21 protein-coding genes and 4 pseudogenes are annotated in these 24,100 nt (G+C 58.2%); 19 read left to right on the top strand and 6 right to left on the bottom strand.

Annotation, left to right across the window (positions count from 1 at the left end; translation table 11 throughout):
* The first annotated feature begins 96 nt into the window (after positions 1 to 96).
* From OKW44_RS24030 to OKW44_RS37025, 5 genes and pseudogenes are all read left to right on the top strand, one after another.
* Complete coding sequence (locus OKW44_RS24030) at positions 97 to 1,521, top strand: UbiA family prenyltransferase (protein WP_018419597.1); 1,425 nt, start codon at positions 97 to 99, stop codon at positions 1,519 to 1,521.
* A gap of 3 nt (positions 1,522 to 1,524) precedes the next feature.
* Positions 1,525 to 2,853, top strand: a complete 1,329-nt coding sequence (locus tag OKW44_RS24025; RefSeq protein ID WP_018419598.1) for an FAD-binding oxidoreductase — start codon at positions 1,525 to 1,527, stop codon at positions 2,851 to 2,853.
* Complete coding sequence (locus OKW44_RS24020; RefSeq protein ID WP_018419599.1) at positions 2,850 to 3,590, top strand: SDR family oxidoreductase; 741 nt, start codon at positions 2,850 to 2,852, stop codon at positions 3,588 to 3,590. The genes OKW44_RS24025 and OKW44_RS24020 overlap by 4 nt, the downstream gene beginning before the upstream one ends.
* Before the next feature lie 74 nt (positions 3,591 to 3,664).
* Positions 3,665 to 4,084, top strand: coding sequence for a GtrA family protein (locus OKW44_RS24015; RefSeq protein WP_026225623.1), 420 nt, complete (start codon positions 3,665 to 3,667; stop codon positions 4,082 to 4,084).
* Positions 4,081 to 4,404 (top strand): annotated as a pseudogene (locus OKW44_RS37025) (DUF6311 domain-containing protein); the annotation flags it as partial. The gene OKW44_RS24015 and the pseudogene OKW44_RS37025, both read left to right, overlap by 4 nt.
* Here the strand turns inward: OKW44_RS37025 and OKW44_RS24010 are convergent.
* Positions 4,401 to 5,246: a symmetrical bis(5'-nucleosyl)-tetraphosphatase gene (locus OKW44_RS24010; protein WP_429411561.1), complete on the bottom strand. Its 846-nt coding sequence runs from the start codon at positions 5,244 to 5,246 to the stop codon at positions 4,401 to 4,403. The pseudogene OKW44_RS37025 and the gene OKW44_RS24010 sit on opposite strands and share 4 nt — an antisense overlap.
* A 226-nt stretch (positions 5,247 to 5,472) precedes the next feature.
* On the opposite strand from OKW44_RS24010, the gene OKW44_RS24005 reads away from it, so the two are divergent.
* The 13 genes and pseudogenes from OKW44_RS24005 to OKW44_RS23945 form a co-directional block, all read left to right on the top strand.
* Positions 5,473 to 6,384, top strand: a complete 912-nt coding sequence (locus OKW44_RS24005) for a GDP-mannose 4,6-dehydratase (protein WP_018419602.1) — start codon at positions 5,473 to 5,475, stop codon at positions 6,382 to 6,384.
* 394 nt (positions 6,385 to 6,778) lie between these two features.
* Entirely contained in the window at positions 6,779 to 7,840 is a 1,062-nt protein-coding gene (rfbB, locus tag OKW44_RS24000; RefSeq protein ID WP_018419603.1) for a dTDP-glucose 4,6-dehydratase, read from the top strand.
* A gap of 10 nt (positions 7,841 to 7,850) precedes the next feature.
* Positions 7,851 to 8,744, top strand: a complete 894-nt coding sequence (gene rfbA / locus OKW44_RS23995) for a glucose-1-phosphate thymidylyltransferase RfbA (protein WP_018419604.1) — start codon at positions 7,851 to 7,853, stop codon at positions 8,742 to 8,744.
* Positions 8,729 to 9,280: a dTDP-4-dehydrorhamnose 3,5-epimerase gene (rfbC, locus tag OKW44_RS23990; RefSeq protein WP_018419595.1), complete on the top strand. Its 552-nt coding sequence runs from the start codon at positions 8,729 to 8,731 to the stop codon at positions 9,278 to 9,280. The genes rfbA and rfbC overlap by 16 nt, the downstream gene beginning before the upstream one ends.
* A gap of 9 nt (positions 9,281 to 9,289) precedes the next feature.
* Positions 9,290 to 10,192 (top strand): dTDP-4-dehydrorhamnose reductase, encoded by a 903-nt coding sequence (gene rfbD / locus OKW44_RS23985; protein WP_018419605.1) that lies wholly within the window; start codon positions 9,290 to 9,292, stop codon positions 10,190 to 10,192.
* Between the two features lie 58 nt (positions 10,193 to 10,250).
* Positions 10,251 to 11,171 (top strand): glycosyltransferase family 2 protein, encoded by a 921-nt coding sequence (locus OKW44_RS23980; RefSeq protein WP_018419606.1) that lies wholly within the window; start codon positions 10,251 to 10,253, stop codon positions 11,169 to 11,171.
* Positions 11,172 to 11,233: 62 nt separating this feature from the next.
* Positions 11,234 to 12,016, top strand: coding sequence for an ABC transporter permease (locus OKW44_RS23975; protein ID WP_018419607.1), 783 nt, complete (start codon positions 11,234 to 11,236; stop codon positions 12,014 to 12,016).
* Positions 12,017 to 12,027: 11 nt separating this feature from the next.
* A complete protein-coding gene (locus OKW44_RS23970) occupies positions 12,028 to 12,774 on the top strand; it encodes an ABC transporter ATP-binding protein (RefSeq protein WP_018419608.1) in 747 nt (248 codons plus the stop codon).
* A gap of 151 nt (positions 12,775 to 12,925) precedes the next feature.
* Positions 12,926 to 14,224 carry a rhamnosyltransferase WsaF family glycosyltransferase gene (locus tag OKW44_RS23965; protein WP_026225625.1) on the top strand — a complete coding sequence of 433 codons (1,299 nt, stop codon included), beginning with the start codon at positions 12,926 to 12,928 and terminating at the stop codon, positions 14,222 to 14,224.
* Positions 14,224 to 15,390 carry a glycosyltransferase family protein gene (locus OKW44_RS23960; RefSeq protein WP_026225626.1) on the top strand — a complete coding sequence of 389 codons (1,167 nt, stop codon included), beginning with the start codon at positions 14,224 to 14,226 and terminating at the stop codon, positions 15,388 to 15,390. Before OKW44_RS23965 ends, OKW44_RS23960 begins: the two co-directional genes overlap by 1 nt.
* Positions 15,391 to 15,538: 148 nt before the next feature.
* Entirely contained in the window at positions 15,539 to 16,465 is a 927-nt protein-coding gene (locus tag OKW44_RS23955; RefSeq protein ID WP_018419611.1) for a glycosyltransferase family 2 protein, read from the top strand.
* Positions 16,466 to 16,696: 231 nt separating this feature from the next.
* A complete protein-coding gene (locus tag OKW44_RS23950; protein ID WP_018419612.1) occupies positions 16,697 to 17,731 on the top strand; it encodes an IS110 family RNA-guided transposase in 1,035 nt (344 codons plus the stop codon).
* A gap of 378 nt (positions 17,732 to 18,109) precedes the next feature.
* Positions 18,110 to 18,904: pseudogene (locus tag OKW44_RS23945) on the top strand (IS256 family transposase); the annotation flags it as partial.
* 89 nt (positions 18,905 to 18,993) lie between these two features.
* Here OKW44_RS23945 and OKW44_RS23940 read toward each other — a convergent pair.
* From OKW44_RS23940 to OKW44_RS23920, 5 genes and pseudogenes are all read right to left on the bottom strand, one after another.
* A complete protein-coding gene (locus tag OKW44_RS23940) occupies positions 18,994 to 19,200 on the bottom strand; it encodes a hypothetical protein (protein WP_429411550.1) in 207 nt (68 codons plus the stop codon).
* Positions 19,112 to 19,843 (bottom strand): phytanoyl-CoA dioxygenase family protein, encoded by a 732-nt coding sequence (locus tag OKW44_RS23935; RefSeq protein ID WP_026225627.1) that lies wholly within the window; start codon positions 19,841 to 19,843, stop codon positions 19,112 to 19,114. The genes OKW44_RS23940 and OKW44_RS23935 overlap by 89 nt, the downstream gene beginning before the upstream one ends.
* Positions 19,844 to 20,059: 216 nt before the next feature.
* Positions 20,060 to 20,974: a class I SAM-dependent methyltransferase gene (locus OKW44_RS23930; RefSeq protein ID WP_162633925.1), complete on the bottom strand. Its 915-nt coding sequence runs from the start codon at positions 20,972 to 20,974 to the stop codon at positions 20,060 to 20,062.
* 247 nt (positions 20,975 to 21,221) lie between these two features.
* Positions 21,222 to 21,490 (bottom strand): annotated as a pseudogene (locus OKW44_RS23925) (IS66 family transposase); the annotation flags it as partial.
* A 64-nt stretch (positions 21,491 to 21,554) separates the two neighbouring features.
* Positions 21,555 to 22,355, bottom strand: coding sequence for a sulfotransferase family 2 domain-containing protein (locus tag OKW44_RS23920; RefSeq protein ID WP_084754018.1), 801 nt, complete (start codon positions 22,353 to 22,355; stop codon positions 21,555 to 21,557).
* A 261-nt stretch (positions 22,356 to 22,616) separates the two neighbouring features.
* On the opposite strand from OKW44_RS23920, the pseudogene OKW44_RS23915 reads away from it, so the two are divergent.
* Positions 22,617 to 23,894 (top strand): annotated as a pseudogene (locus tag OKW44_RS23915) (IS4/Tn5 family transposase DNA-binding protein).
* Positions 23,895 to 24,100: the final 206 nt, after the last annotated feature.

Here is a 24,100-nt window from a genome sequence, read left to right as displayed (position 1 = left end):
CTCGCGCCGGCCGTCACTTACTGCCATCATTCAATGTCACGAGGAGCCGAGCAGCCTTTTGCTCATTCACATTTTTCGGAATTCAAGGCCATTCAAATGAGCCAAAAGCCCCTCGTAGTCGATCTCGATGGAACGCTGATGCGCTCCGACGTTCTGATCGAATCCGTCTTTGCGTTTTTCAAGGCCGCGCCTCATCGTTTTTATCAGCCGCTGCTTTGGCTGATGCGCTTTGGCAAGCCCGGGCTCAAGTCCCGTCTCGCTGAGACGACCGATATCGACGTGACGGTGCTGCCCTATGACGAGAAGGTGCTGGAATGGCTCAAGCAGGAACGCGCCGCCGGGCGCCGCCTTGTCCTCGCCACCGCGAGCCATGAGCGCTTCGCGTACGCGATTGCCGATCACCTGAGTCTGTTCGACCAAACCTTCGCTACCAATAGCAACGTCAATCTGAGCTCGCGCAACAAGCGCGATCGGCTCGTCGCCGAATTCAGCGAAAAGGGCTTCGACTACGCCGGAAATTCGCACGCGGACATCGCCGTGTGGCAGGCCGCCGACCGTGCCTACGTGGTCAATCCGTCGGTAGGAGTCGAGTGGGTCGCGCGCAGGCAAGGTAATGTCGAGAACGTCATCGAGACGCGTCCGCCGCGTACCAAGGTTTGGGCGAAGTCATTGCGGCTGCATCAATGGCTCAAGAACCTGCTCATTTTCTTGCCGCTGCTGGCTGCGCACGAGGTATCGTCGTTGCATCTGCTCGCCGCGGCCGTCTTCGGTTTCGTTTCGTTCGGGCTGTGCGCGTCGAGCGTCTACCTGCTGAACGACCTGCTCGATCTCGAGGACGATCGGCATCACCCGACCAAGCGTCGGCGCCCGCTCGCGGCAGGGACCTTGCCGCTATGGCAAGGCGCAATATTATTTCCGGTTTTAATGGTGATCGGATTCTGTATCGCCCACGTGTTGTTGCCCATCCGATTTACCTTGGTGCTGTTCGCGTACTACGCGCTCACGCTCGCCTATTCGTTCTATCTGAAGAGGCAAGTCATGGTGGACGTGGTGGCACTCGCTTGCCTCTACACTTCGCGCATCGTTGCGGGGAGCGCGGCCATCGACGCGCGACTGAGCTTCTGGCTGCTCGCCTTCTCGATGTTCATCTTCCTTAGCCTCGCCCTCGTCAAGCGCTTTGCCGAACTGCATCTGCTGCAGGCGCGCGGACTCGTCAAGTCGCGGGGCCGGGGATATGTGGCGGCTGACCTGTCGCTCGTCTCATCGCTCGGTGCGGCTGCGGGCTATCTGTCGGTGCTGGTGCTGGCGCTCTATATCCAGGACGAGAATACACGTTTGCTGTATCGCCATCCCCAATATATTTGGCTTGCCTGCCCGCTTCTACTCTACTGGGTAAGCCGTATCTGGATCATCGCCCATCGCGGTCACATGCATGACGATCCTGTCGTTTTCGCCGCCAAGGATCGTGGTAGTTGGGTGGTAATCGGGTTGTGCGCCATCGTTTTCTGGTTGGCGATCTAGAAGATGGCGCACGTTCAGTCCTGGGGGCTCTATCCTTATGCACCGCAGAATCCGCACACACCCGCGTGGCGCGACGCAGTAGCAACGGCGTGGCGCGCGGCCGCTTCACATAGCGGCACGACGCTCGGATTTGGCCAGGGCCGCAGCTATGGCGACAGCTGTCTCGCGTCTTCGGGCCATGTCGTGTGCATGCGCGGCCTCGATCGTCTGATCAACTTCGACACCGCGAGCGGCGTGTTGCGCGCGGAGGCGGGCGTAACGTTGGAAATGATTCTCGAGCTCGCGATTCCGCGCGGCTGGATGCTGCCGGTTACGCCGGGGACCAAGTACGTTACGCTTGGCGGAGCCGTGGCCAATGACGTTCACGGCAAGAATCATCACGTGCGAGGTACTTTCGGCCGCTACGTGCGCCGCTTCGGCCTACTGCGCAGCGATGGCAGCGAGCACGAATGTACCCCTGGAGGCGGGGCTGGCGCAGAGGCCGATTTTTTCGGCGCGACCATCGGCGGACTGGGGCTCACGGGACTGATTACCTGGGTTGAGATTCAACTCATGCCGATCCGCACTAGCTTGATGGATGTAACGAGCATCCGCTTCGACAACGTCGACGAATTCTTTGTCCTGTCCGAGCGCCTCGATCCGCTTCATGAATACAGCGTCGCATGGATCGATTGCCAAAGCCGCGGTGCGGCGCTCGGACGTGGCATCTTCATGGTCGGCGACCATGCGGCGGAAGGGCCGCTCGCAGTCGAGCGCCGCAAGAAGCACACGATTCCGATCGTCTCACCAGTCCCTGTGTTCAACAAGGTGACGCTGCGCGTGCTCAATGAGACGTACTATCGCCGACAGGTTGCGGGCGAGATAAAGGCGAAGGTCGGATACGATAGCTATTTCTATCCGCTCGACGCGCTGTTGCAATGGAACCGGGTTTATGGCCGCTCCGGCTTCCAGCAATATCAATGCGTGATTCCGCCGAGTTGCGCACGCGAAGCTATACGCGAAGTGCTCGATGCGATTTCGCGCAGCGGCACTGGCTCGTTCCTCGCCGTGCTCAAGCGCTGCGGCGATCTTTTGTCGCCGGGGTGGCTGTCCTTTCCGCGGGAGGGGACTTCCCTTGCGCTCGACTTCCCGCAGCGCGAGGCGTCGAACCAGCGCCTGTTCGACACGCTCGATGCGATCGTCCGCGAGAGCGGTGGACGTCTCTATCCGGCAAAGGATGCGCACATGTCGGGGAACGATTTTCGCGCAGCCTACCCCCGTTGGACGGATCTGGAGGCACTGAGGGACCCTGCATTGCTTTCTCGATTTTGGGAGCGAACGACTCGCTTATGAAGAACATTGTGATCATTGGTGCAACTTCGGCCATCGCTTCCGCCTGTGCGCGTGCATGGAATGGGCCGGGCGTGCGCTTCGCGCTGGTCGCCCGCAACGCGCGGCGCCTTCAGGAAACTGCAGACGACCTGAAGGCGCGCGGCGCCGAGCTCGTCACCTGCCTCCATCTGGACATCGACGATCTGAATGCGCACGCGGCCGTTGTGCAGGCATGCCAGAGCGCCCTCGGCAGCATCGACATCGTGCTGGTTGCGCCGGGCACCTTGCCCGATCAGCATGAATGCGAGCGCGACGCGGCCGTCGCGGTGCGCGAATTCACGACGAACGTCGTTTCGGTGATCGCACTGCTTACGCGTTTCGCGAACATCCTCGAGCAGCAGCGCAGCGGCACCCTGGCGGTGATCGCCTCGGTCGCAGGGGATCGGGGTCGTCCATCGAACTACCTGTACGGCAGTGCGAAGGCCGCACTGGCCACATTCTGCGAAGGGCTCAATGCGCGCCTGAAGAAGGTCGGCGCACATGTGGTGACGATCAAGCCGGGCTTCGTCGCGACGCCGATGACGCAGGGCCTGCCGCTGCCCAAGCCCCTCGTGGCGACGCCGCAAGCCGTGGCCGCCGATATCGTGAAAGCCGTGTCGCGTCACCGCGACGTGCTGTACACCCCGTGGTTCTGGGCGGGCATCATGCTCATCATTCGATCGATTCCGCGCCGCATCTATAACCGTCTGTCGTTGTAATGGAAGGCGGTCGGCCTGTCGCGCTCGCGAAGGCCGACCGTTTCCGGCACTCGATACATCAACGCATCGATACCGTGAATTCATCGGCCAAACCACTCGCCACGCCCCACCTCGTGGTCCTTTATGCGCTCTTCGCGGCGCTGTCCATCGTCGCGAACATCGGTCTGCAAAAGCTGTCGCTGATGGCTTATGGCGGCCGTTTCGACGTGCTGCTCTCGGTGCTGGTCGGCACCGGAGGCGGCCTCGTGCTGAAGTTCGTACTCGACAAGATCTGGATCTTTCGCTACCGCCACAAGAATATTTCGCATGGCGTGGCGAGTTTCTTCCTGTACTCGTTGATGGGCGTGGCGACCACGGTCATCTTCTGGGGATTCGAGTTCGGAGCGGACGCCATCTTTCATTCCGAGCCAGCGCGTTTCGTCGGCGGCGCCATTGGCCTCACGATCGGCTATGTAGTGAAATACCAACTCGACAAGCGATTCGTTTTTTCGTGAGGCGGGCGCACAGCGCGGCCCCGCATCCGAATCATCGCCGCCTGTCGGCCTTGCGTCCTTCGCATCTCGAATGGTTGTACATCGGGGACTACCGGCGGAACCTGGCCGCAATCAACCTGTTCCGTAGCGCGCCGTGGCAATTTCCGCCTGGACATATCGGGACGAGCGATTTTCCTGTCGGCACGAATATCGTGTTCATGGACGGCAACCTGCCATTGGCGATCGTCACGAAGTTGCTCGGGCCGTTCCTCGGCCCGGTCGCGCAGACATACGGCGCGTGGATCTACCTGTGCGCACTGCTGCAGTTGTGGGCGATTTATTGGGCGCTGAGGCAGCACGCAGTCTCGTCGGTGTGCGCGTTCTTGGGCACGCTGTTGATCGGGGCTCCTGCCCACGTTTTACTACCGGATTGGCCCACCTCAACCTGCTGCCGCATTTTCTGATCATCATTGGTTGGGGCAACGGCGTGTTGTGCCCCTGGCTCTTCAGCGCACGCGTCGGCGGTCTGGCGCGACGGCACGTCGAACCACGGCATGCAGCCGCTCGGCGTGGATGCGAGCGTGCCGCTGCTGCTGAAATCCATCACGCCGTCGGCGCTGCAAAAGCGCATGCGCGTCAACGCGCTGCACGTGACGCGCAGACGCTCGATACCCTTCAGGCCCGGCTTCCAGCGGTTCGATTCATTGCCGTACAAGCCGGCAAGCGTCTCTTTCCAGTTCGGCGCACCCAGCGCGCGTTGCAACTCGTCGGCGAGTTCGAGCGTCAGCGTCGCATCCCATTGCGGCAGCACGCCCGCATGCACCATCAGCATGCCGTTGTCGAAATGCGCGAGCGGGCGGTGGCGTATCCACTCGAGCAGATCGGCGGCATCGGGCGCGGCGAGGATGTCTTCGATCGTGTCGCCTTTCTTCGACTTGCGAATCCCCGCCGACACCGACAGCAGATGCAGATCGTGATTGCCGAGCACCGGCACCGCGTCGCGCAACGTGTCGAGCGAGTCGGGGCCGCGGTTGATCAGATCACCGGCGAACCACAGCGGTGTACCGTCCGGCGGCGCGGCTCTGGCGAGCAGTTTCTGAAACGGTCCGCGGCAGCCTTGCAGATCGCCGAAAGCAAGAGGGACGAGGCGAGCGGAGGTACTGGAAGCGTTGAGGGGTGTCATCGAGGAAATCAAGGCGATTCGATACGCGCGGCGTTGCACGACGCGTGCCGTGCTGCGCAGCGCGGCAAGTTAGCGTGACATAATAGCCCGTTTAGGGTTCGGGTATCGCGCGACCACGTTGCGGGACGCGGGTGGAACAGCAACACAGCAAAGCGGCAACCACGCATGGACCACGCGCGATATTGCAGTACAACAACTGGATGACTCTTTCGTGAACGAAGCAAGCATGTCGTCTTCCGCGGCGAAACAACCATTTCGCACGCTCGTCACCGGTGCGAACGGTTTTACCGGCCGCTATCTGGTCGAGAAGCTGATCGGGCGCGGCCATACCGTGATCGAAGCGGTGTCCGGCCGCGACGAGCCCGACACGCCGACACGCGTCAAACTCGACATCACATCACCGGACGCATGCCGGCGCGTGCTCGAAACCGTGCGGCCCGACTACATCGTGCATCTGGCCGCAATCAGCTTCGTGGGTCACAACGATCCGCTCGAGTTCTACCGCGTCAACGTGATCGGCACGCAGAACCTGCTCGAAGCCTGCGCTGCAATGGGTCATGTGCCGCGCAAGCTGCTGATCGCGAGCAGCGCGAACGTGTACGGCAACGTCAGCAGCGCCGCGATCGACGAGGGCTTCCCGCTTACTCCGGTCAATCATTACGCGGCCAGCAAAGCGGCCATGGAAGCGCTGGTGCGCACATGGTTCGACCGCCTGCCGATCCTGATCGTGCGGCCGTTCAACTACACCGGCCGCGGCCAGGCGGTGAACTTCCTCGTGCCGAAGATCGTCAGCCACTTTGCGCGGCGCGCGGCATCGATCGAACTCGGCAATATCGACATCGCGCGCGACTTCTCTGACGTGCGTTATGTGGCGAGCGCGTACGAGGCGTTGCTCGACTCCAATGTCGCCGCCGAAATCGTCAACGTCTGCACCGGCACGCCGTACTCGTTGCGTGAAATCCTCACGACCGCGAGCGAACTGACCGGGCACGACATCGAAGTCCAGGTCAACCCCGCCTTTGTCCGGCAAACGGACGTCAAGATGCTTGCCGGTTCGCCCGCCCAATTGCACTCGCTGGTACCGGCGGTCGAGTCGATCCCTTTCATTGACACGCTGCGCTGGATGCTCGCGGCCTGAGCGCGCTCGCGCGAGCAACCGCCTGACGGTCTGCACCGAACGGCCGCGTTTGCGGCCTTTCATGACGCTTTCGCCGTTCTTCTTCGTTTTCCACTCTTTCCGCGCCGCGCCGCACAATATGTGGCGCACATCATTACAGGCGCCAAAATGCGCGTAACCGCACCGAAAAGCCCCTTTTCACAGACCCACGGCAACGAATTCTGTCAAGCTGTTTCAAGTTGTTAGGGTTCTAGTTTTTGCACTCGGCGGCTTTATAATTGGGGTTTCATAAAATTGGCGTCTGAGTGCCCACCCTCCGGGGAATGCGACGGACGACCAGAGAAATGGACACCACGCGGGGTGAACAGGTCGCAAGCTCTTCGCCGCCTGTCACTAACATCGACAAGGGAATTACATGATCCTGGTAACGGGCGGTGCCGGCTTTATCGGCGCTAATTTCGTGCTCGACTGGCTGAATGCGTCGGACGAAGCGGTGCTCAACGTAGACAACCTGACCTACGCCGGCAACCTGGGCACGCTGAAGTCGCTACAGGGCAATCCCAAACACATTTTCGCGCGCGTCGACATTTGCGATCGCGCCGCGCTCGACGCGCTATTGGCCGAGCACAAGCCGCGCGCCGTGCTGCATTTCGCGGCCGAGAGCCATGTGGATCGCTCGATCCACGGTCCGGCCGATTTCGTGCAAACCAACGTCGTCGGCACCTTCACGCTGCTCGAAGCGACGCGCAGCTACTGGCACACGCTGGGCGTTGCGGAGCGCGCCGCGTTTCGCTTCCTGCACGTGTCGACCGACGAAGTGTTCGGCTCGCTGTCGGCAACCGATCCGCAGTTCTCCGAAACGACGCCTTATGCGCCGAATAGCCCCTATTCGGCGACCAAGGCCGGTTCGGATCACCTCGTGCGCGCCTACCACCACACGTACGGCCTGCCGGTGCTGACCACCAACTGCTCGAACAACTACGGCCCGTACCAGTTTCCCGAAAAGCTGATTCCGCTGATGATCGCCAACGCGCTCGGCGGCAAGCCGCTACCCGTGTATGGCGACGGGCAGAACGTGCGCGACTGGCTGTACGTCGGCGACCACTGCAGCGCGATCCGTGAAGTGCTCGCGCGCGGCACACCGGGCGAGACGTACAACGTCGGCGGCTGGAACGAGAAGAAGAATCTCGAGGTCGTGCACACGCTGTGCGACCTGCTCGACCAGCAGCGCCCGAAGGCGGCCGGCTCGTATCGCGACCAGATCACCTATGTGAAAGATCGTCCGGGTCACGACCGCCGTTACGCGATCGACGCCCGCAAGCTCGAGCGCGAACTCGGCTGGAAGCCGGCGGAGACGTTCGAGACGGGGCTCGCCAAAACGGTCCAGTGGTATCTCGACAACCAGCAATGGGTCGACGAAGTCGCTTCGGGCGAATACCGGAAGTGGGTCGAGACCAACTACGCGCAGCGCGCGTAAAGGCACGGCAATGGCGCGCAAAGGCATTATTCTCGCGGGCGGCTCGGGCACCCGCCTGTATCCGATCACGCACGTCGTCTCCAAGCAGCTGCTGCCGGTGTACGACAAGCCGATGATCTACTACCCGCTGTCCACGCTGATGGTGGCGGGTATTCGCGACGTGCTGATCATCTCCACGCCGCAAGACACGCCGCGCTTCGAGGCGATGCTCGGTGACGGCCGCCAGTGGGGCATGAACATCCAGTACGCGGTGCAGCCGTCGCCGGATGGGCTCGCGCAGGCGTTCATCATCGGCCGCGAGTTCGTGAACAATGATCCGTCGGCATTGATTCTCGGCGACAACATCTTCTACGGCCACGATCTCGCGAAGCAACTCGAGCGCGCCGACGATCAGACCGACGGCGCCACCGTGTTCGCGTATCACGTGCACGACCCGGAGCGCTACGGCGTCGTCGAATTCGACCAGCAGTTCCGCGCGTTGTCGATCGAGGAAAAGCCCGCGAAGCCGCGTTCGAACTACGCGGTCACGGGTCTGTACTTCTACGACAAGCAGGTCTGCGACATCGCCGCGGATATCAAGCCGTCGCCGCGCGGCGAGCTCGAAATCACCGACGTGAACTCGCGCTACCTCGCGAACGCGGCGCTCAACGTCGAGATCATGGGCCGCGGTTTTGCGTGGCTCGACACCGGCACGCATGATTCGTTGATCGAAGCCGCGACCTTCATCGCAACGCTGCAAAAGCGCCAGGGTCTGGTGGTCGCGTGCCCGGAAGAGATCGCGTACCGGCGCCAGTGGATCGACGGCGAGCAGTTGCTCGCGCTCGCCAAACCGCTCGCGAAGAATGCCTACGGGCAATACCTGCAAAACATTCTCACGGATCACGTCGCATGGCCATCCAGGTAACCGCAACCTCACTGCCCGAAGTCAAGATCATCGAGCCGAAGGTGTTCGGCGATGCGCGCGGCTTCTTTTTCGAAAGCTTCAATGCGCTCGAATTCGCCGAGAAGGTCGAGCCGGGCGTCGAGTTCGTGCAGGACAATCATTCGCGTTCGGCGAGAGGCGTGCTGCGCGGTCTGCACTATCAGATCCAGCATGCGCAGGGCAAGCTCGTGCGCGTGGTCGAGGGCGAGGTGTTCGACGTCGCCGTCGACATCCGCAAGAGCTCGCCGAACTTCGGCAAGTGGGTCGGCGTGACGCTGTCGGTCGAGAACCATCGGCAGGTGTGGGTGCCGCCCGGTTTCGCGCACGGCTTCGTCGTGCTGTCGGAGTCCGCGCAGTTCCTCTACAAGACCACGGATTATTGGTTCCCCGAGCACGAGCGCAGCATCGTGTGGAACGATCCGGCGATCGGGATCGAATGGCCGGTCGACTTCGAGCCGCTGCTCGCGGCCAAGGATGCGGCGGGCAAGCGTCTCGCCGACGCCGAAGTCTACGCATAAGAGGATCGCATGACCGCACATCACGCGAAACGGACCATCCTCGTCACCGGCGTGAACGGCCAGGTCGGTTATGAGCTCGCGCGCACGCTGCAAGGGCTCGGCAACGTGGTCGCGGTCGACCGCTCGCGGCTCGATCTGTCGAACCTCGATCAGATTCGCGCGGTGGTGCGTGACGTGCGTCCCGCGCTGATCGTCAATCCGGCTGCTTATACGGCGGTGGACAAGGCCGAAGAAGAGCGCGACCTGGCAATGCGCATCAACGGCGAAGCACCGGGCGTGCTCGCCGAGGAGGCGAAAAAGCTGGGCGCGGTGCTGATCCACTATTCGACCGACTACGTCTTCGACGGAACGAAGAACGCACCCTACGTCGAGGACGATTCGACCAATCCGCAAAACGTATATGGCAAGAGCAAGCTCGCGGGAGAGCAGGTCATTGCTGCATCCGGCTGCGAGCATCTGATCTTGCGCACTAGCTGGGTGTACGGAACGCGTGGAAAGAACTTTTTGCTGACCATGTTGAAGCTGGGTAAGGAGCGGCCTGAATTGCGCGTGGTTGCCGATCAGATCGGAGCGCCTACCTGGTCCAATACCATTGCGACATCGACGTCGCACATCATCGCGCAAGGCCTTGCTGCGAATAATGCTAACTGGTGGCGCGAGCGTTCGGGCGTCTATCACCTGACTGCTGCGGGCGAGACATCGTGGCGCGGTTTCGCACAAGCAATCTTTGAAGCTGCAATGGGAGAGGAAGGGCCGCACGTCGTACCGATCGGCACGAGCGATTATCCCGTTCCCGCGAAACGTCCGGCAAATTCACTGTTGTCGCATCGCAAGCTTACCGAGACCTTCGGGCTTTCAATGCCGGACTGGCGGGATGCGTTGCGACTCTGCATGGCTTGTCAATGTGCATAGCCGCGGCCACGAGTGGCGCGGTTGCTGCCGATCCATTGTTGAAAAGTGATTGCCCTCCATGACTCCGGCTGATCGTGGCGTCTTGTCCGGTGATGCGTCCGCCGGGATCGTCGTTGTGTTTTATCGGCCGGATGCTGCTTGCATCCGTCGGGCGAATCGCTATGCAGACGCGGGCCTCTGCGTTGTCGTCGACAATACAGAGCAGACTCAGAGTGCCGGGCAGATCGGTCTCGACAAGCGAATCGTCTACGTCGCGAACGGCGCCAACCGCGGAATCGCGACGGGTATCAATCAAGGCGTCGAAGTGCTCCTGAAGGCAGGACGCACCTGCGCGCTGATCTTCGACCAGGATAGCGAGCCGTCAATTCAGCTACTGGACGAGTTGCCGCGTTTGCTCGACGAGGAACGGTGCCAGCGTGGGCGGGTTGCATTGATCGGTCCGGCGTACGAGGATGCCCGTCTCGGCGGTGTTGCGCCGTTCGTTCGCTTTGGATACCTGAAGCTGCAGCGGATTCCGCCCGTTGGCACACAGCCGCTCGAGATCGATTTTCTGATCAGCTCTGGCTCGTGCATCAATCTGGCCTCCTGGCAGGAAATTGGTCCGATGGATGACGCGTTGTTTATTGATTTCGTCGATCTCGAATGGTGCGCGAGAGCACGGTCGAGAGGTTACGCAGTACTGGGTGCGCCGGGGTTGCGGCTCGCGCATGAACTGGGCGGCGAACCGGTTCGAGTGCTTGGCCGGCAATATCCGAGTCATAGCCCGCTACGTCATTATTACCTCTTCAGGAATGCAGTTGCTCTAATCAAACGGAGCTATATTCCGTGGACCTGGAAGTCCACGGAACTCGTCAAGTTTCCGTTTCGATTGGCGATTTATGGGTTGTTTCTTCAACCACGTCTGAGCCATCTGCGAATGGCGCTGATGGGAATCTGGCACGGGGTGACCGGCCGCATGGGCCGGCTCGATCAACCATGACACGGTACGCGTCGATACACGATGACGCGTCCATTTTTAACGCAAAAGTTGCAGACTCTGTAATGTACAACCTGGCACTTTATGATTTGAAGCGAAGCATCGCTTCCTGGCGGCTTTGGACACTTCTCGGCTGGCTAGAGGTTCGGCAACGCTACGCGCGTTCGCGCGTAGGACCGTTCTGGCTAACGATCAGCACCGGCGTGATGGTCGGTTCGATCGGCGTGGTATACGGCACGCTCTTCGGGATGAAGATGAGTGACTATCTTCCGTATCTCGCTGTCAGCCTCGTCCTATGGACGACGTTTTCGGCCACTGTTCTGGAGGGTAGCACGGCTTACATAAACAGCGGCCACTACATCCGGCAGGCGGCGACGCCGAAGCTGATCTTCATGCTGCAGGTTGCCTGGCGCAATCTCATCATCCTCGCGCACAACTTCGTGATTGTAGTGGTGTTGCTGGCAATTTATGGCATTAAGAGCTGGGAGACACTGCCCGTCTTTATTCCGGCTTTGGTGCTGTATATGGCCAACGCGATGTGGATGGCGATGGTCACGGGGCTGCTATCCGCGCGTTTTCGCGATTTGCCGCAGATCGTCTCCGCGTTAATGCAGATCGCGTTTTATGTTACGCCAATCATTTATCATCCGAATTCGTTGACCCGCTTTTCATTCATCGTTGATCTGAATCCTCTCGCGCATCTAGTCGAACTGGTTCGCGCGCCGTTGATCGGGGAGTGGCCGAGTGCGACCACGTGGGGTGTCGCTGTGGGGCTCGCCGTGGCAGGTTGGCTTCTCGCGCTTGCCCTGACGGGACGTTACTTGAAACGCATTCCATACTGGGTCTGATAGAGCAAATCATGGCGTACATCGAACTTAAGAACACGACGCTCGACCTGCCCATCTATGACGTTCAAGGACGGTCGCTCAAGAAGCAGGTCATGCGCGTGGGTCGTCGCAATTCAATCGCCGAGGGTAATGACGGCGTAGTGGTCGTGCGTGCGCTCGACAGCGTCAACTTGCGTTTGGAAAGCGGCGACCGGTTTGGCCTGATCGGCCACAACGGCGCAGGCAAGTCGACACTGCTCAGAATCATGGCCGGCATCTACTCGCCCACGTACGGCACGGTCGAGAGCGACGGAAAGATCGTGCCGCTGCTCGATACCAGTCTCGGAATGGATGAGAACTCGACCGGCATGCAGAACATCCGCTTGAGAGGCTTGTTGCTGGGTATGTCGGATGCGGAAATCCGAGAGAAGCAGCAGTCGATCGCGCAGTTTTGTGAGCTAGGCGACTATCTCGATCTGCCGCTCAGAACCTATTCGAGCGGCATGCGCGTGCGCTTGGGCTTCGCCATATCGACTGCGGTCGATGCTGAGATTCTCCTGCTCGACGAGGTGATGGGCGTTGGCGATGCGTCTTTCATGCATAAGGCCGAACAGCGCCTTGCGGATCTTCATAGCCGTGCGGAAATTGTGGTGCTGGCAATGCACTCAAATGCGGAAATCCGCAAGGTTTGCAACAAGGTACTTTGGATGGAGCGCGGGCGCATCCGCGCGTTTGGGCCGACCGAAGAAGTGCTTTCGGAGTACGAAGCTCAGGTGTGAGTGCGTAATGGCGCCTGCAGCGGAAGGCTGGAACTAGGCACAAGGCCCGCTTTCCTGTCTTCAATGCAGGCGTGTTGAATTGCCGACATTGATGATGGTCGGTCAAATAATATGACGTGTGTCGCTTAACAGCACGCAACGAGGACTTCGAATGATTGATCGAGCTTATAGGGTCTACTGCTACTGGAAAACCCATGGAACCTCGGCGTTGCGGGAGCTTGTCTACCGGAAGTTGGGCAAAAAACTACATGTTTCGTCCAGTTTAGTGGGCAGCGGCGACTCGACCCAAAAGAGCGTGGCGCAGCTTTATCGTCAGCGCTTCGAGTCGCTTGCGCCTTTGCTGACGTATTCGATTCCCGCATCCGGCGTCCGACGCGTCAGCATCGTCACTGACAGCGTCTCCAGTGGCAGTCTGTTTGGCGGAGTCGGGACTGCGCTGATCTTTTCAGCGCTGCTTGCGAATGAACTCAATGCGCAGCTTCGGATAGTCACGCGAACGCAGCGGGCTCAACCCGATAACATCGATCACATCCTCGCGTTGTACGGTATCAAGCTGAAGCACGAATTGCAGTTCAAGTTTGCAGCGTTCTACGATCAGAAGTACGAACTCGACGTCAAGGAAGGCGATCTCTTTGTGACGACGTCGTGGTGGACGACTGCGGCTACATTACCCAGTGTGCCGCGCGAGTCGATTATCTATTTGTTGCAGGAAGATGAGCGGATGTTCTATCCGTTCGGCGACGATCGTGTTAAATGTGAGGATACACTTCGCAATATCGAAATCCGCTTTCTGATCAATACGAAGCTGCTGTTCGATCATCTGATTTCCGATGGACTAAGCAATATTGCCGCCAAAGGAATGTGGTTCGAGCCGGCTTTCCCGGCCTCTATTTACCATCCGCGAAGAAAGCAGGCGTTGCAAAAGAAGCGATTTTTCTTTTACGCAAGGCCAAACAATGTGCGTAATCTCTTCTATCTTGGGATTGAAGTCATCGAACGGGCGATTGCCGAAAAGGTGCTGGACCCGTCGGAATGGGAGATCTGTCTGGTCGGTAAAGACATACCAACCGTGGTTTTCGACGGTGACTACGTGCCCGAAAAATTCGAGAATCTCACATGGTCGCAGTATGCAGAACTTGCAGGGACAATCGATGTGGGCCTCAGCTTGATGAGCACGCCGCACCCCAGCTATCCGCCATTGGATCTGGTGGCCAGCGGGGCGGTCGTAGTAACCAACCGCTTTGGCAGCAAGAGCGATTTGTCTGGCTACTCGCATAACCTGATCTGCGCGGACCTTGAACGTGATGCATTGGTTGAAGCACTGAGGTCGGCAGTGACGCTGGCATCCAAACAGCAGTTGAGAGAGCAAAATTTCCTTAACAACGGACTTGCTGGCGATTGGCAGCAAGCGTTCGGCAAGATCATCAAGCAGTTGTCCGAAGAACTCTAATGTTTAAAGTCGATATTGCTCCCTTAGCTTATTCTGACCCGTGGATCCTGCCGCTGAGTGAGCGGATGAGAATGCTTACGCGTGGTAAGCGGCGGGTTGCCTATTTCTATGAAGAGCCGAACAACAGCACGTTTCGCTACCGTGCCTATAACATGGTGCAGGTGCTGAACCAGGACGAGAGGGGGGGTGTATCGGCGAGTTTTTTCTTTCTTCAGGACTGGGCACGAATCGACGAGATAGCAGATCTCGCAGATGTACTGGTGATTTGCCGGTCCCGGTATTGTCATCGCATCAATCAGCTCGTGATGAAGTTCCGGCTGCGAGGAAAGCGCATATTGTTTGATATCGACGATTTTGTTTTCGATTCGAGCTTTGCGCACCTGATCATGAACACGCTTGACGAAGACGTCGGCGATCCCGGCCGTTGGGACTATTGGTTCTCGTATATTGGCAGGCTGGGTGCGGCGCTGAAAATGTGCGATGGCGCCATCACGACGAATGCTTTTCTGGCCGGCAAGATTACGGCATTTTCCGGACTGCCGGTGAGCGTGGTGCCGAACTTCATGAACAAAGAGCAACTCGATTTTTCCGATGCGCTCTTTCGGCATAAACAGGTCAAAGGATTCGCACGTGACGACAAGATTCACCTAGGCTACTTCAGCGGCTCGCCTTCGCACAAGCTCGACTATGCGATTATCGTTCCGGCTATCGAGGCGCTGCTGGCGAAGGATCCCAGGATCGAACTTATGGTCGTGGGATATATCGAGGCTGGCCCGGCTCTCAGTAAATTCGGTGATCGGGTCAAACGTCAACCCTTTCAAGACTATGTGAACTTGCAGCGTCTCATCAGTACTGTCGAGTTCAATCTGATGCCGCTGCAGTCAAATGACTTTACGAACTGCAAATCAGAACTCAAGTATTTCGAGGCGGCCGTCGTGGGAGCGATAAGCGTCGCGTCACCGTCTTACACATATGTCAATTCGATTCGCAACGACGAGAACGGCTATCTTGCCCAGGCACATGAATGGTTCTCTGTGATCGAGAGAGCAATCGAAAACGATTCCGGGTGGTCGACATTGATCGAAAATGCGCGTGAGGACGCTCGTTCGAAGTATGCATGGTTTAATCAACGCGAAACTATCCTCGCCGCGCTGCAACTCGACTGAAATCGATCGCAGCAGTCGCATTCGCGACCAATGGCCTTTCATGTACATTACTTTGGATTGAATGCTCTGCGATTGTCGCGCAGTCCAAGTGAAAGGCGAACAGCGGTTCGCCGGCTTCCAATCTTGAGCGCTGATTGCGTGCGCAGCTATGAATCTTCAGTCTCTACCATCTCCGGTTGCGGGCGTCGCGGCGATCATAGTCAGTTATCAGCCGGATTTGGCACGTCTTGGCGAACTTCTCAAGTCTGTCGCATCGCAGACCGACAGTGTGGTTGTGGTAGACAACGGATCCGGCGAAGACGTGGCTGGTTTCGTGGCTGCGCTGGGCGACTCGAGGTTAAATGTCTTGCCCCTATGCAAAAATCTCGGAATTGCGGCGGCTCACAATGTCGGCATCCGTTGGGCACGAGAGCGCGGTGCAAAATATATTTTGCTGATGGATCAAGACAGCGTGCCGGAGCCGAGGATGGTGGCTGCTCTGAAGTTGGCGCATGAGGATCTGGTTGCAGACGGCAATAAGGTGGCAGCCATCGGGCCACGATTCAGAGACCGTCAAACCGGTCACCTTGCTCCACATGTGCGCTTCGGGAGGATCCGCTTTGCTCCTGTCGCCTGTGAACCCGGTCAATCGGTGATCCTGATAGACCTTCTTATTTCCTCAGGATCGTTGATTTCAATCGATGTCCTCGATGCCGTTGGCGGGATGGACGAGGTGTTATTCATTGACCAGGTCGATACTGAGTGGGTGTTGCGGGCTCGTGCAAAGGGGTATCAGGTGTGGGGGCACTGTGAAGCAAGCATGAACCACTCCCTTGGAGAAGAGCGTAGGCGGGTGTGGCTTGGCCGCTGGCGAGAAATTCCACTCCATAAGCCGTTTCGATACTATTACATGTTCCGCAACAGCGTGCTGCTACAGAGGCGCAATTATCCTTGTTGGGCTTGGCGGCGTGTAGACACGGTACGCTTGCTCCAAATTTTCGTGTTCCTGATCATGTTCCATCCTCATCGATTCCAGGCATTACATAGCATGCTGCGGGGACTGTGGGATGGGGTTCGGGCGGCCCGTTCAAAGTGATCGGCCCCGCGGGTAGCGTTGTCACACTCAACATTCTCCGGCCAACACCAGCTTTCCTTTTCCCGGAGCGAGTCAAGGTGGTTGTCGCCTGATTCATGCAACCATTTGCTTTGTAACTTTAGCGCGGAGCTAACGTCAAAAGTAATGGGATGGACGCCCCCACCCGAAGCGGCATCAATGTGCCAAAGTGGAAGTGTCGAAGCAACCACCTGACCGAGGGGAGCGCCCATCATGAAGATTACGACAGTTGGCATCGATCTGGCGAAGAACGTTTTTGCCGTTCATGGTGTAAATGAGCATGGCCGAACGGTGCTGAAGAAAGTGCTCAAGCGGAATCACGTTGCGGAGTTCTACGCCAACCTCCCCGCTTGCGTGATCGGGATGGAAGCGTGCGCCAGCGCGCACTATTGGGCCCGCAAGCTGCAGGCCATGGGCCAGACGGTCCGACTGATTGCACCGCAGTTTGTCAAACCGTACGTCATGACGAACAAGAATGACGCGGCGGATGCCGAAGCAATCTGCGAGGCAGTCGCGCGGCCGAACATGCGCTTTGTGCCGGTCAAGAGCATCGAGCAGCAATCGGTGTTGTCGCTGCATCGCGTACGCGAGAGTTTTGTGCGGGCGCGAACCGCGCAGGCCAACCAGATTCGCGGACTGCTCGCCGAATTCGGGATCGTTATTCCCAAGGGAATTGGGCATCTCGAGCGCCAGGTACCCGAACTGATCGAAGATGCAGAGAACGAACTAACTGGCTCGTTTCGATTGCTCATCCAGCGCCTCATGGACCATCTGAAGGAGCTTGACAGGCAGGTCCGGGATCTCGAGGCGCAGATTCAGGCCTGGCACCGCAGTGACGACACGAGTCGACGGCTCGCACGTGTCCCCGGCATCGGGCCACTTACCGCGAGTGCGCTCGTCGCGTCTGTCGGCGACGCAAAGAGCTTCAGGAACGCCCGGCAACTTGCAGCGTGGCTCGGTCTGGTACCCCGACAGAACTCCAGCGGTGGCAAGAACGTGCTGCTGGGAATCAGCAAGCGCGGTGATACCTACCTGCGAACATTGCTGGTCCACGGCGCGCGCTCCCTTCTGCAGGTTGCCCAACGCAAGGAATGCAAGAGCGGCTGGCTGACTAGCCTGCTGCAGCGGCGAAACGCGAACGTCGCCGCCGTCGCGCTCGCGAACAAGAACGCGCGGATCGTCTGGGCGCTATTGGTCCACGGCCGCGAGTTTCACCCTGATTACCATTCGCCTGCAGCGACTGCGTGACCGTCAGTCGCCTACACACCGCGTAACTACTGGCAGGAGACTACAGCCGATTGCTCAGGCGATCATGACGTGATGGCGAGACAGGTTAGACCGTGGCCGGGAAACTCTGGGTACACCAGTGTGCGCAAGAGCACGCGAAAGTGATGAGAGTCCGGCCAGCGCGTTCCATCAGGGACCGCCGGCCTCGCGCCGGACAGCGAAGTCCGGATGCATGGCCGCAATCACTACCTGCCCTCCGTTACAAACGAGAGCTTGGCAAGCCGGGGCGTCCATGCATGGTGTACGGGAGAGTTGAGGCGGGAAGTTGAAGGCGGTGGAGGTTTCAGCTGAGAATCTGATTGTCGAAGTCGGAAACCAGAAAAAATCAAACCATCCACCATGAGCAAGGATACGGAAAAAGCAGTCGTCGGTCTATCGGGAGTCGGGCTTGGCTTGGACGAGTTGGTTCGGCACGGGGCGCGGCAAGTGATTCAACAAGCGATCGAAGCGGAGCTGTCAGAGCTGATGGAGCGGTTCGCGAACGTCAAGACTTTGCAAGGGCAACGCGCCGTCGTGCGCAACGGCTACTTGCCAGAGCGCGAGGTGTTGACGGCCGCCGGGCCGATTACGGTGAAGGTGCCGAAGGTGCGCGATCGATCGGGATCGGGCGTGAAGTTCAATTCGACGATCGTGCCGCCGTACGTGAGGAAGTCGCCTCGCGTAAGCGCAGCGCTGCCATGGCTGTATCTGAAGGGCATCTCGACGGGCGACATGGGCGAAGCGTTGAGCGTGCTGCTGGGCGATGACGCCAAGGGCTTGTCGGCCAACGTGGTGAGCCGGCTTAAGGCGCAATGGGCCGACGAGCATGTGGCTTGGAGCCGGCGTGACATGTCCGAGACGCACTACGTCTATTGGTGGGTCGACGGCATTCACACGGGGCTGCGCAGCGAGAACTCCGATGGGCAATGCTTGCTGGTCATCATCGGGGTGAAACCGGACGGGAGCAAAGAACGTGTGGCGATCGACGATGGGTATCGCGAGAAGAAAGCGTCGTGGCTAGAGCTGCTGCTCGACCTGAAAAAACGTGGTCTGAAGGCAGGGCCACGGCTGGCGATCGGCGACGGCGCAATGGCCTTCTGGGCGGCGCTGGAAGAGGTGTTTCCGACCACACGTGGCCAGCGCTGCTGGTTTCATTTCGCCGAATTCCGGATTACGCCGATATGGAGCGGGAATGCGGCACCGCGGGTGGTGAACGCGCAGTAGATTTCGGCATAATCCGTCATTCATCGCCTGGCTTCATGTCGCCAATTCAGTTCATGTAAGACTGGCTTGCGGCTCAGCGGACAAAGGATACGGCTGCATAACCCGGGGCCCTCTGGAAGGCGAAAAACCGAGGGAAGCTCAAAGAAGTGGAAAACCGCACTCCTTCTGCTTCGAGTAACATCGTTTCTTGGCGAGCCTCTGTGCGTAAGCAATGAGTGCCATATCACCACGTCTCCCGACTTCAGGCAAATTGGCACTCGACGTGACTCGCTCGCTTTTTCGAAGGCGTGAAGTTCTTCCGTCCAGGCAGCACCGATTTTCGCCTACAACGTTGCTGCGCTCTTGCGGGGTAAGTCTTCCCAACCGCGCTTCCTCGCGCTTTGCCGCGAGTTCAGGGCGCGTTTGTACAATATCCTCGCTTCGATAGAACGGCCAACGGTGGCTGCCGGGAATATAGAACAGTGGACCCGCGTCTGCGTGGATGTCTTCGAGCGCTATCCATACGCCTGCCATCGAATAGGCGGGCTCGGGCCAAAAGAAGATTGCATCAATATGCGCTTCCTGCTGGGTGCCTTTCTCGAACTGCAGGGATCCCATCAGGAGGGAGTCATCGTTGAACGCCCAGCGAACGAACCTATGTATGCGGGGTGACGATGCGAGACGCAGCAAATCGGGTTCCTTCTGATGAAGCTGCCCGATCCTGTCTCCATATCCTTGATCGTCTTTTCCATCATCGACTTCGCCGCGAATCCTCGAGACGATGGCGTTGTAATGATCGATCTTCGGTTGCTGGAAAACGCCTTGAAGTACAACGAGCCTGTCTCGAAGCCATGCTTTTTTTTCTTGGCTGTCCATCATCGCAAAGAGCATCTGAGTGCTCATAGGACGCAGGTAGCGCTCACACGGCTGCGAAGAAAGCGCTCGGAATTTAACTGCCACATAGAACGCGTTACTTTGCCCGCCTCGCGTACAGTCGCCGTATTGGTTGAGTGGACGCGGTCGTCGGCTTGATTGAACGTGCTTCAGCGTATGTGCACTCCGGCCGTGCTGCAAAAGTGTGGCTCACGGATTCGCACCAGTTGCACTTCATCTCGAGCTTGATACGGGCGATCGCAGGAGTCGCGTGCAAACGGCTCGCAGAGCGGACTTGAATCTCGCCGGCTCCTGAGTGAGCCGACTAACAAATTTCGGCGGATGGGAAACTTCAGACGCCATCCGCCGCCAGCTTGCAACGATCTTTTCAGTGTTGGCTTCAGGTCGTAGCGACACAAAAAATTCAATTGTGTTGACTTCAGTGTCAAAGAATCGATCGCATGCAAACTCGACCAGTCCGAGCGAGCACAGCTGTGCCATAAGGTTCGCAAATGAACGGGGCGTGAATACCCAGCAATGCGCATCATGGTACGTGCCGTTCTCAGCCGCGTCCCGTGCCAACGCCATCGCCGGTTCGAAAGTGTTGGGACGCTTGACGTTGCTTTCGTTGAGCTCGCCCCGCCATGCGGCCAAAGGATCAACTTGCGTCGCGTTCAGATAGTAGTCAAGGATCGCATGGGGCTTGGGCACGCGGGCCAACGAGATGTACGAATCAAGAACGTCGCTGAGTTCGGTTTCTCTCCGCAGAAGGTCGAACGTAAAGCGTTTGTCCGGAATAGCGAGTCGCACCTGCCCGTTGGACTTGAGCGCAGATCGAAGTTCGCGTAACCACGTGACCAGGTCGGGGACATGCTCGACCACATGAGACGCGACGATGAAATCCACCGACCGCTTCAATGTCTCGGATAGGGTTTGCTTACCCCATATGGCGTCCGTTTCGACGATCCTGTCGACGTTGACGGATGGATTCCCCGCGTAGTGCTTTCTCAGGCTCGCTGCGTCGGCGTAGTCGACGTAAATAATGTCACATTCCTCTTTGGTGACCAGAGGATTGCATAGTGCGCCGATTTCGGCCCCGACTGACGAAGACAGGTCTATGCCGGAGACCATCTTTTCTCTACGGTCCAAAGGCATCCTCCTATACGGGAATTAACTTGCACCAGGGAAAGGATCTGTAAGCGTACACGGGATTTACGTACTACGCCATGAGGGAATCAACTGCCACTGGTCATGGTGAGATTGTGCGTAGCAGAGTGAGCTTGCCCCGGAAAAGCGAATCCCTCGCTGAGCCTTTAAACTCAAGCAAGGAATTCGTATTTCGGAGGAAGCTCAAATGAAGCTGGTCGAGCAAACGTCTGGTGTATGTCTGCCGCTAGTCCCGACGTTCGTCGGGTGGCTTCCCGGATCTTCTCGTCGATGCGGTAAGGCGCGCCGATACGCGCGAGCGCTTCGGTGTTGAAGGCATTCGGTCGCGATACGTGCAGTTCGTAGGCCTGACGTCTGTCGCGGGCCTAGGACGCTGCTTCGACGGCACGCCCGGTTTCACAGATCGCCTGCTAGCCGCCATAGGCATTGGCTTGCAGCGACCCCGGCAATCGATGCGAGGTGCTGCTGCGGACGAATGCCCGTGCGATCCGGCGTATAGAAACCATTCGGCAACCAGTGTGATCTCGGCCTGACGGCTTGTTTATCCTCATTAGTTAGCGCTTCATTTAAGCTCTTGCATATTTCCTCGAAAAAAATCGAATAACCGAGAAAATGTTCCGTTTGATCTTGAAAGAGCTTTTCTTTTCGCGATGACGTGCTTGTACAATCGTAGATCTGCTTGAACGTATTTCAGTAGGGTATCCCGAATATCAGGCCTCTTCGTATCTACTCTTCGCGAAGACGGAGAAGAGTTGAGGCGTGAAATAATCGGATTTGATCCCAAATTGAGCAGATCAAAAAGTGCATTCATATCAGCTGATAAATTCTCGGAAATACCAACGAATCCAAGTCGATCTAGATTATTTATTGCTTCGTTTGCGAGATCTGCTTGTGCCATTTCAATGACGTCATCGTGCTTGAACGCAAGCAATTCAGATTGAAGATTAACCAATCTAAGCTCGGCGTCAAAGGCGCGTGATCGAAAATATCCGTCTATCGATTTGGCACTTGACAGATCCACGCATGCAAGCTGACGTATTTCCTGTCTGATTTTTTCGGGGAAGCCATTGAGTTCGCGTTCGTACTCAGGTTCATTATAGTGGTCGATCCACATCAGATGCGATGCAATCTGTTCCAGTGGGTTCCGAAAAAAGGTAAAAATAAATTCATCGCATTGAATGTCGCCGAGATAAACATGCCCGGAAACAAAAATTTTGCCGTTAAAGGATTTATCTGAAATTTCGCTGCTAAACGTTTGGCAAGATTCCGTACCAAGCCGTTCAAGAAAGGCATTGATAACTGAAACGCCGGCCGTTTTAGGGATGTGTAGAAATGCAATCTTGCTGCTTCTATTACTAGACATATTCGACAAAATTCATTATGTATCGCTGGATGGGCGCAAACTTACGTGAATGCTACTGTCAAGTTTGCCACGTCGACGGAAGTTTTGTGGCACACGAACTTTGCTCAGGCGCTGAATGTTTTGACAGACACATAGGTGAGGCATCGTCTCATACACAAGTTAGCCTTCCGCAACCGTAGGCCAGAATAAGCGGTTTTCGGGCAATGAGAAAGGCCGGGGCTTGTAGACTTTCGGCGCCTCGCGTTTACTTTCGCTTTACGCATGAAAGCCTTGGCGTGCTGGACGGAAACCGAATTTGCCGACCTTGGGCTTGGCGACGCGCGCTTGGACAGGCGAGCGAGGACCTTGATGGAACGATTGGCAGCCAAGCCAACCGCAGGCGTGTCCTCGCTCGGGCGAGACGATGGTGGTGTACCGCTTCTTCGACAACGACGAGGTTGAGTGGGCAGCGATTCTGGAGCCGAACTGGAGGCAGACCGCGCAACGCATGGCGAGCCAGTCGGTCGGGTTGTGTCTGCAGGACGCAACGGAGCTGGATTTGAACGGCCTAGGCGGGTGTCTCTGGGTGTACTCGACGCGCGGATGTGGGCGTGTGAGCCCAGGAACGCACAGGTTAAGCGCGGCGGCCCTCGAGGAAAGCCCGTGCTGGATCGAGGGCACGAGCGAGTCGCGGAACTGGCATCGGGTCTGCCGCACATGCGACTGGAGTACGTCACAGATCGCGAGGCAGACATGCTCGCGCTGATCGTGCGGGCGCAGGGGTTGAGCACACCGGCGGACCGGCTGATCCGCTCGACCCGTGACCGCGCTGCCCGAGCGAAGCTGTGGGCGGCAGCGACAGAAGACGCGCCGCTCGGCAAGATTGCCTTCACGGTGGCGGCACGCTTCGCGGCGCGAAGGCACGCCAGCTGCGTCAGCATGTGTGGCTGCGGCGCATCGAACTGCATGCCGGCGTGGGTCAAAGCGTGGCGGCCACGCTCCTTGTGGCGCCCGAGTTTGATGCACTACGCGGCGTCAAGCCGATCGAATGGCGCTTGCTGACCAACCGCGAAGCCACGACGCTGCGGGAAGCGATTGAGCTGATCGATTGGTATCGGGCGTGCTGGGAAATTGAGATCCTGTTAAACGTGCTGAAGAAAGGTTGTGGTGTCGAGGCGCTGCAATCGGGCGCGATCGAACGGCTCGAACGTGTGCTGGCGTTGTTCCCGCTCGTGACCTGGCGGATTGCACATCTGATGCACATGCGCTGCAGCTGACCCGATCAGGACATCGAACTGTTCTTCAATCTCGATTAAATTCGCGGCGCGTATTTGGTGATCGACGCCAAGCAACGAGCCAGGCCCAAGCTCAATGAGGTGCTGCGCCTGATCACGCTTTCTCGGCCGCTAGGGCGACGGCGAAGCCGGTGCGAAAGCCATCTGGCTCGGACTCACAGAGGTTCATATCGATGCTAAAACATTGCAGAAATTATGTGCCGACGGTCGCGCGGCAGCCACAAAGGTACCCATAACCGCCGAACGAGTCGGTTCAACGTTGTGATGGGTAATCGTTCTCGATCCATCGGCAAATTGCAGCATATTGGACCAAGACCAGCGGCATCAGCACGATTACACATTGCCTATGTTTGCACTGACTATCCGACCATGTTTTTAAAGTTCTTGCATCAGCAATCGTTAGCTCACTTATTTCCGAGGCTGCGATATCGAGTCTTATGCAGGACACGGGACTTTCTTTGTATTGTAAGA

The sequence above is a fragment of the Paraburkholderia lebeckiae genome, assembly GCF_050436325.1.
GTDB lineage: Bacteria > Pseudomonadota > Gammaproteobacteria > Burkholderiales > Burkholderiaceae > Paraburkholderia > Paraburkholderia tuberum.
This window is presented reverse-complemented; position numbering and strand designations above follow the sequence as displayed.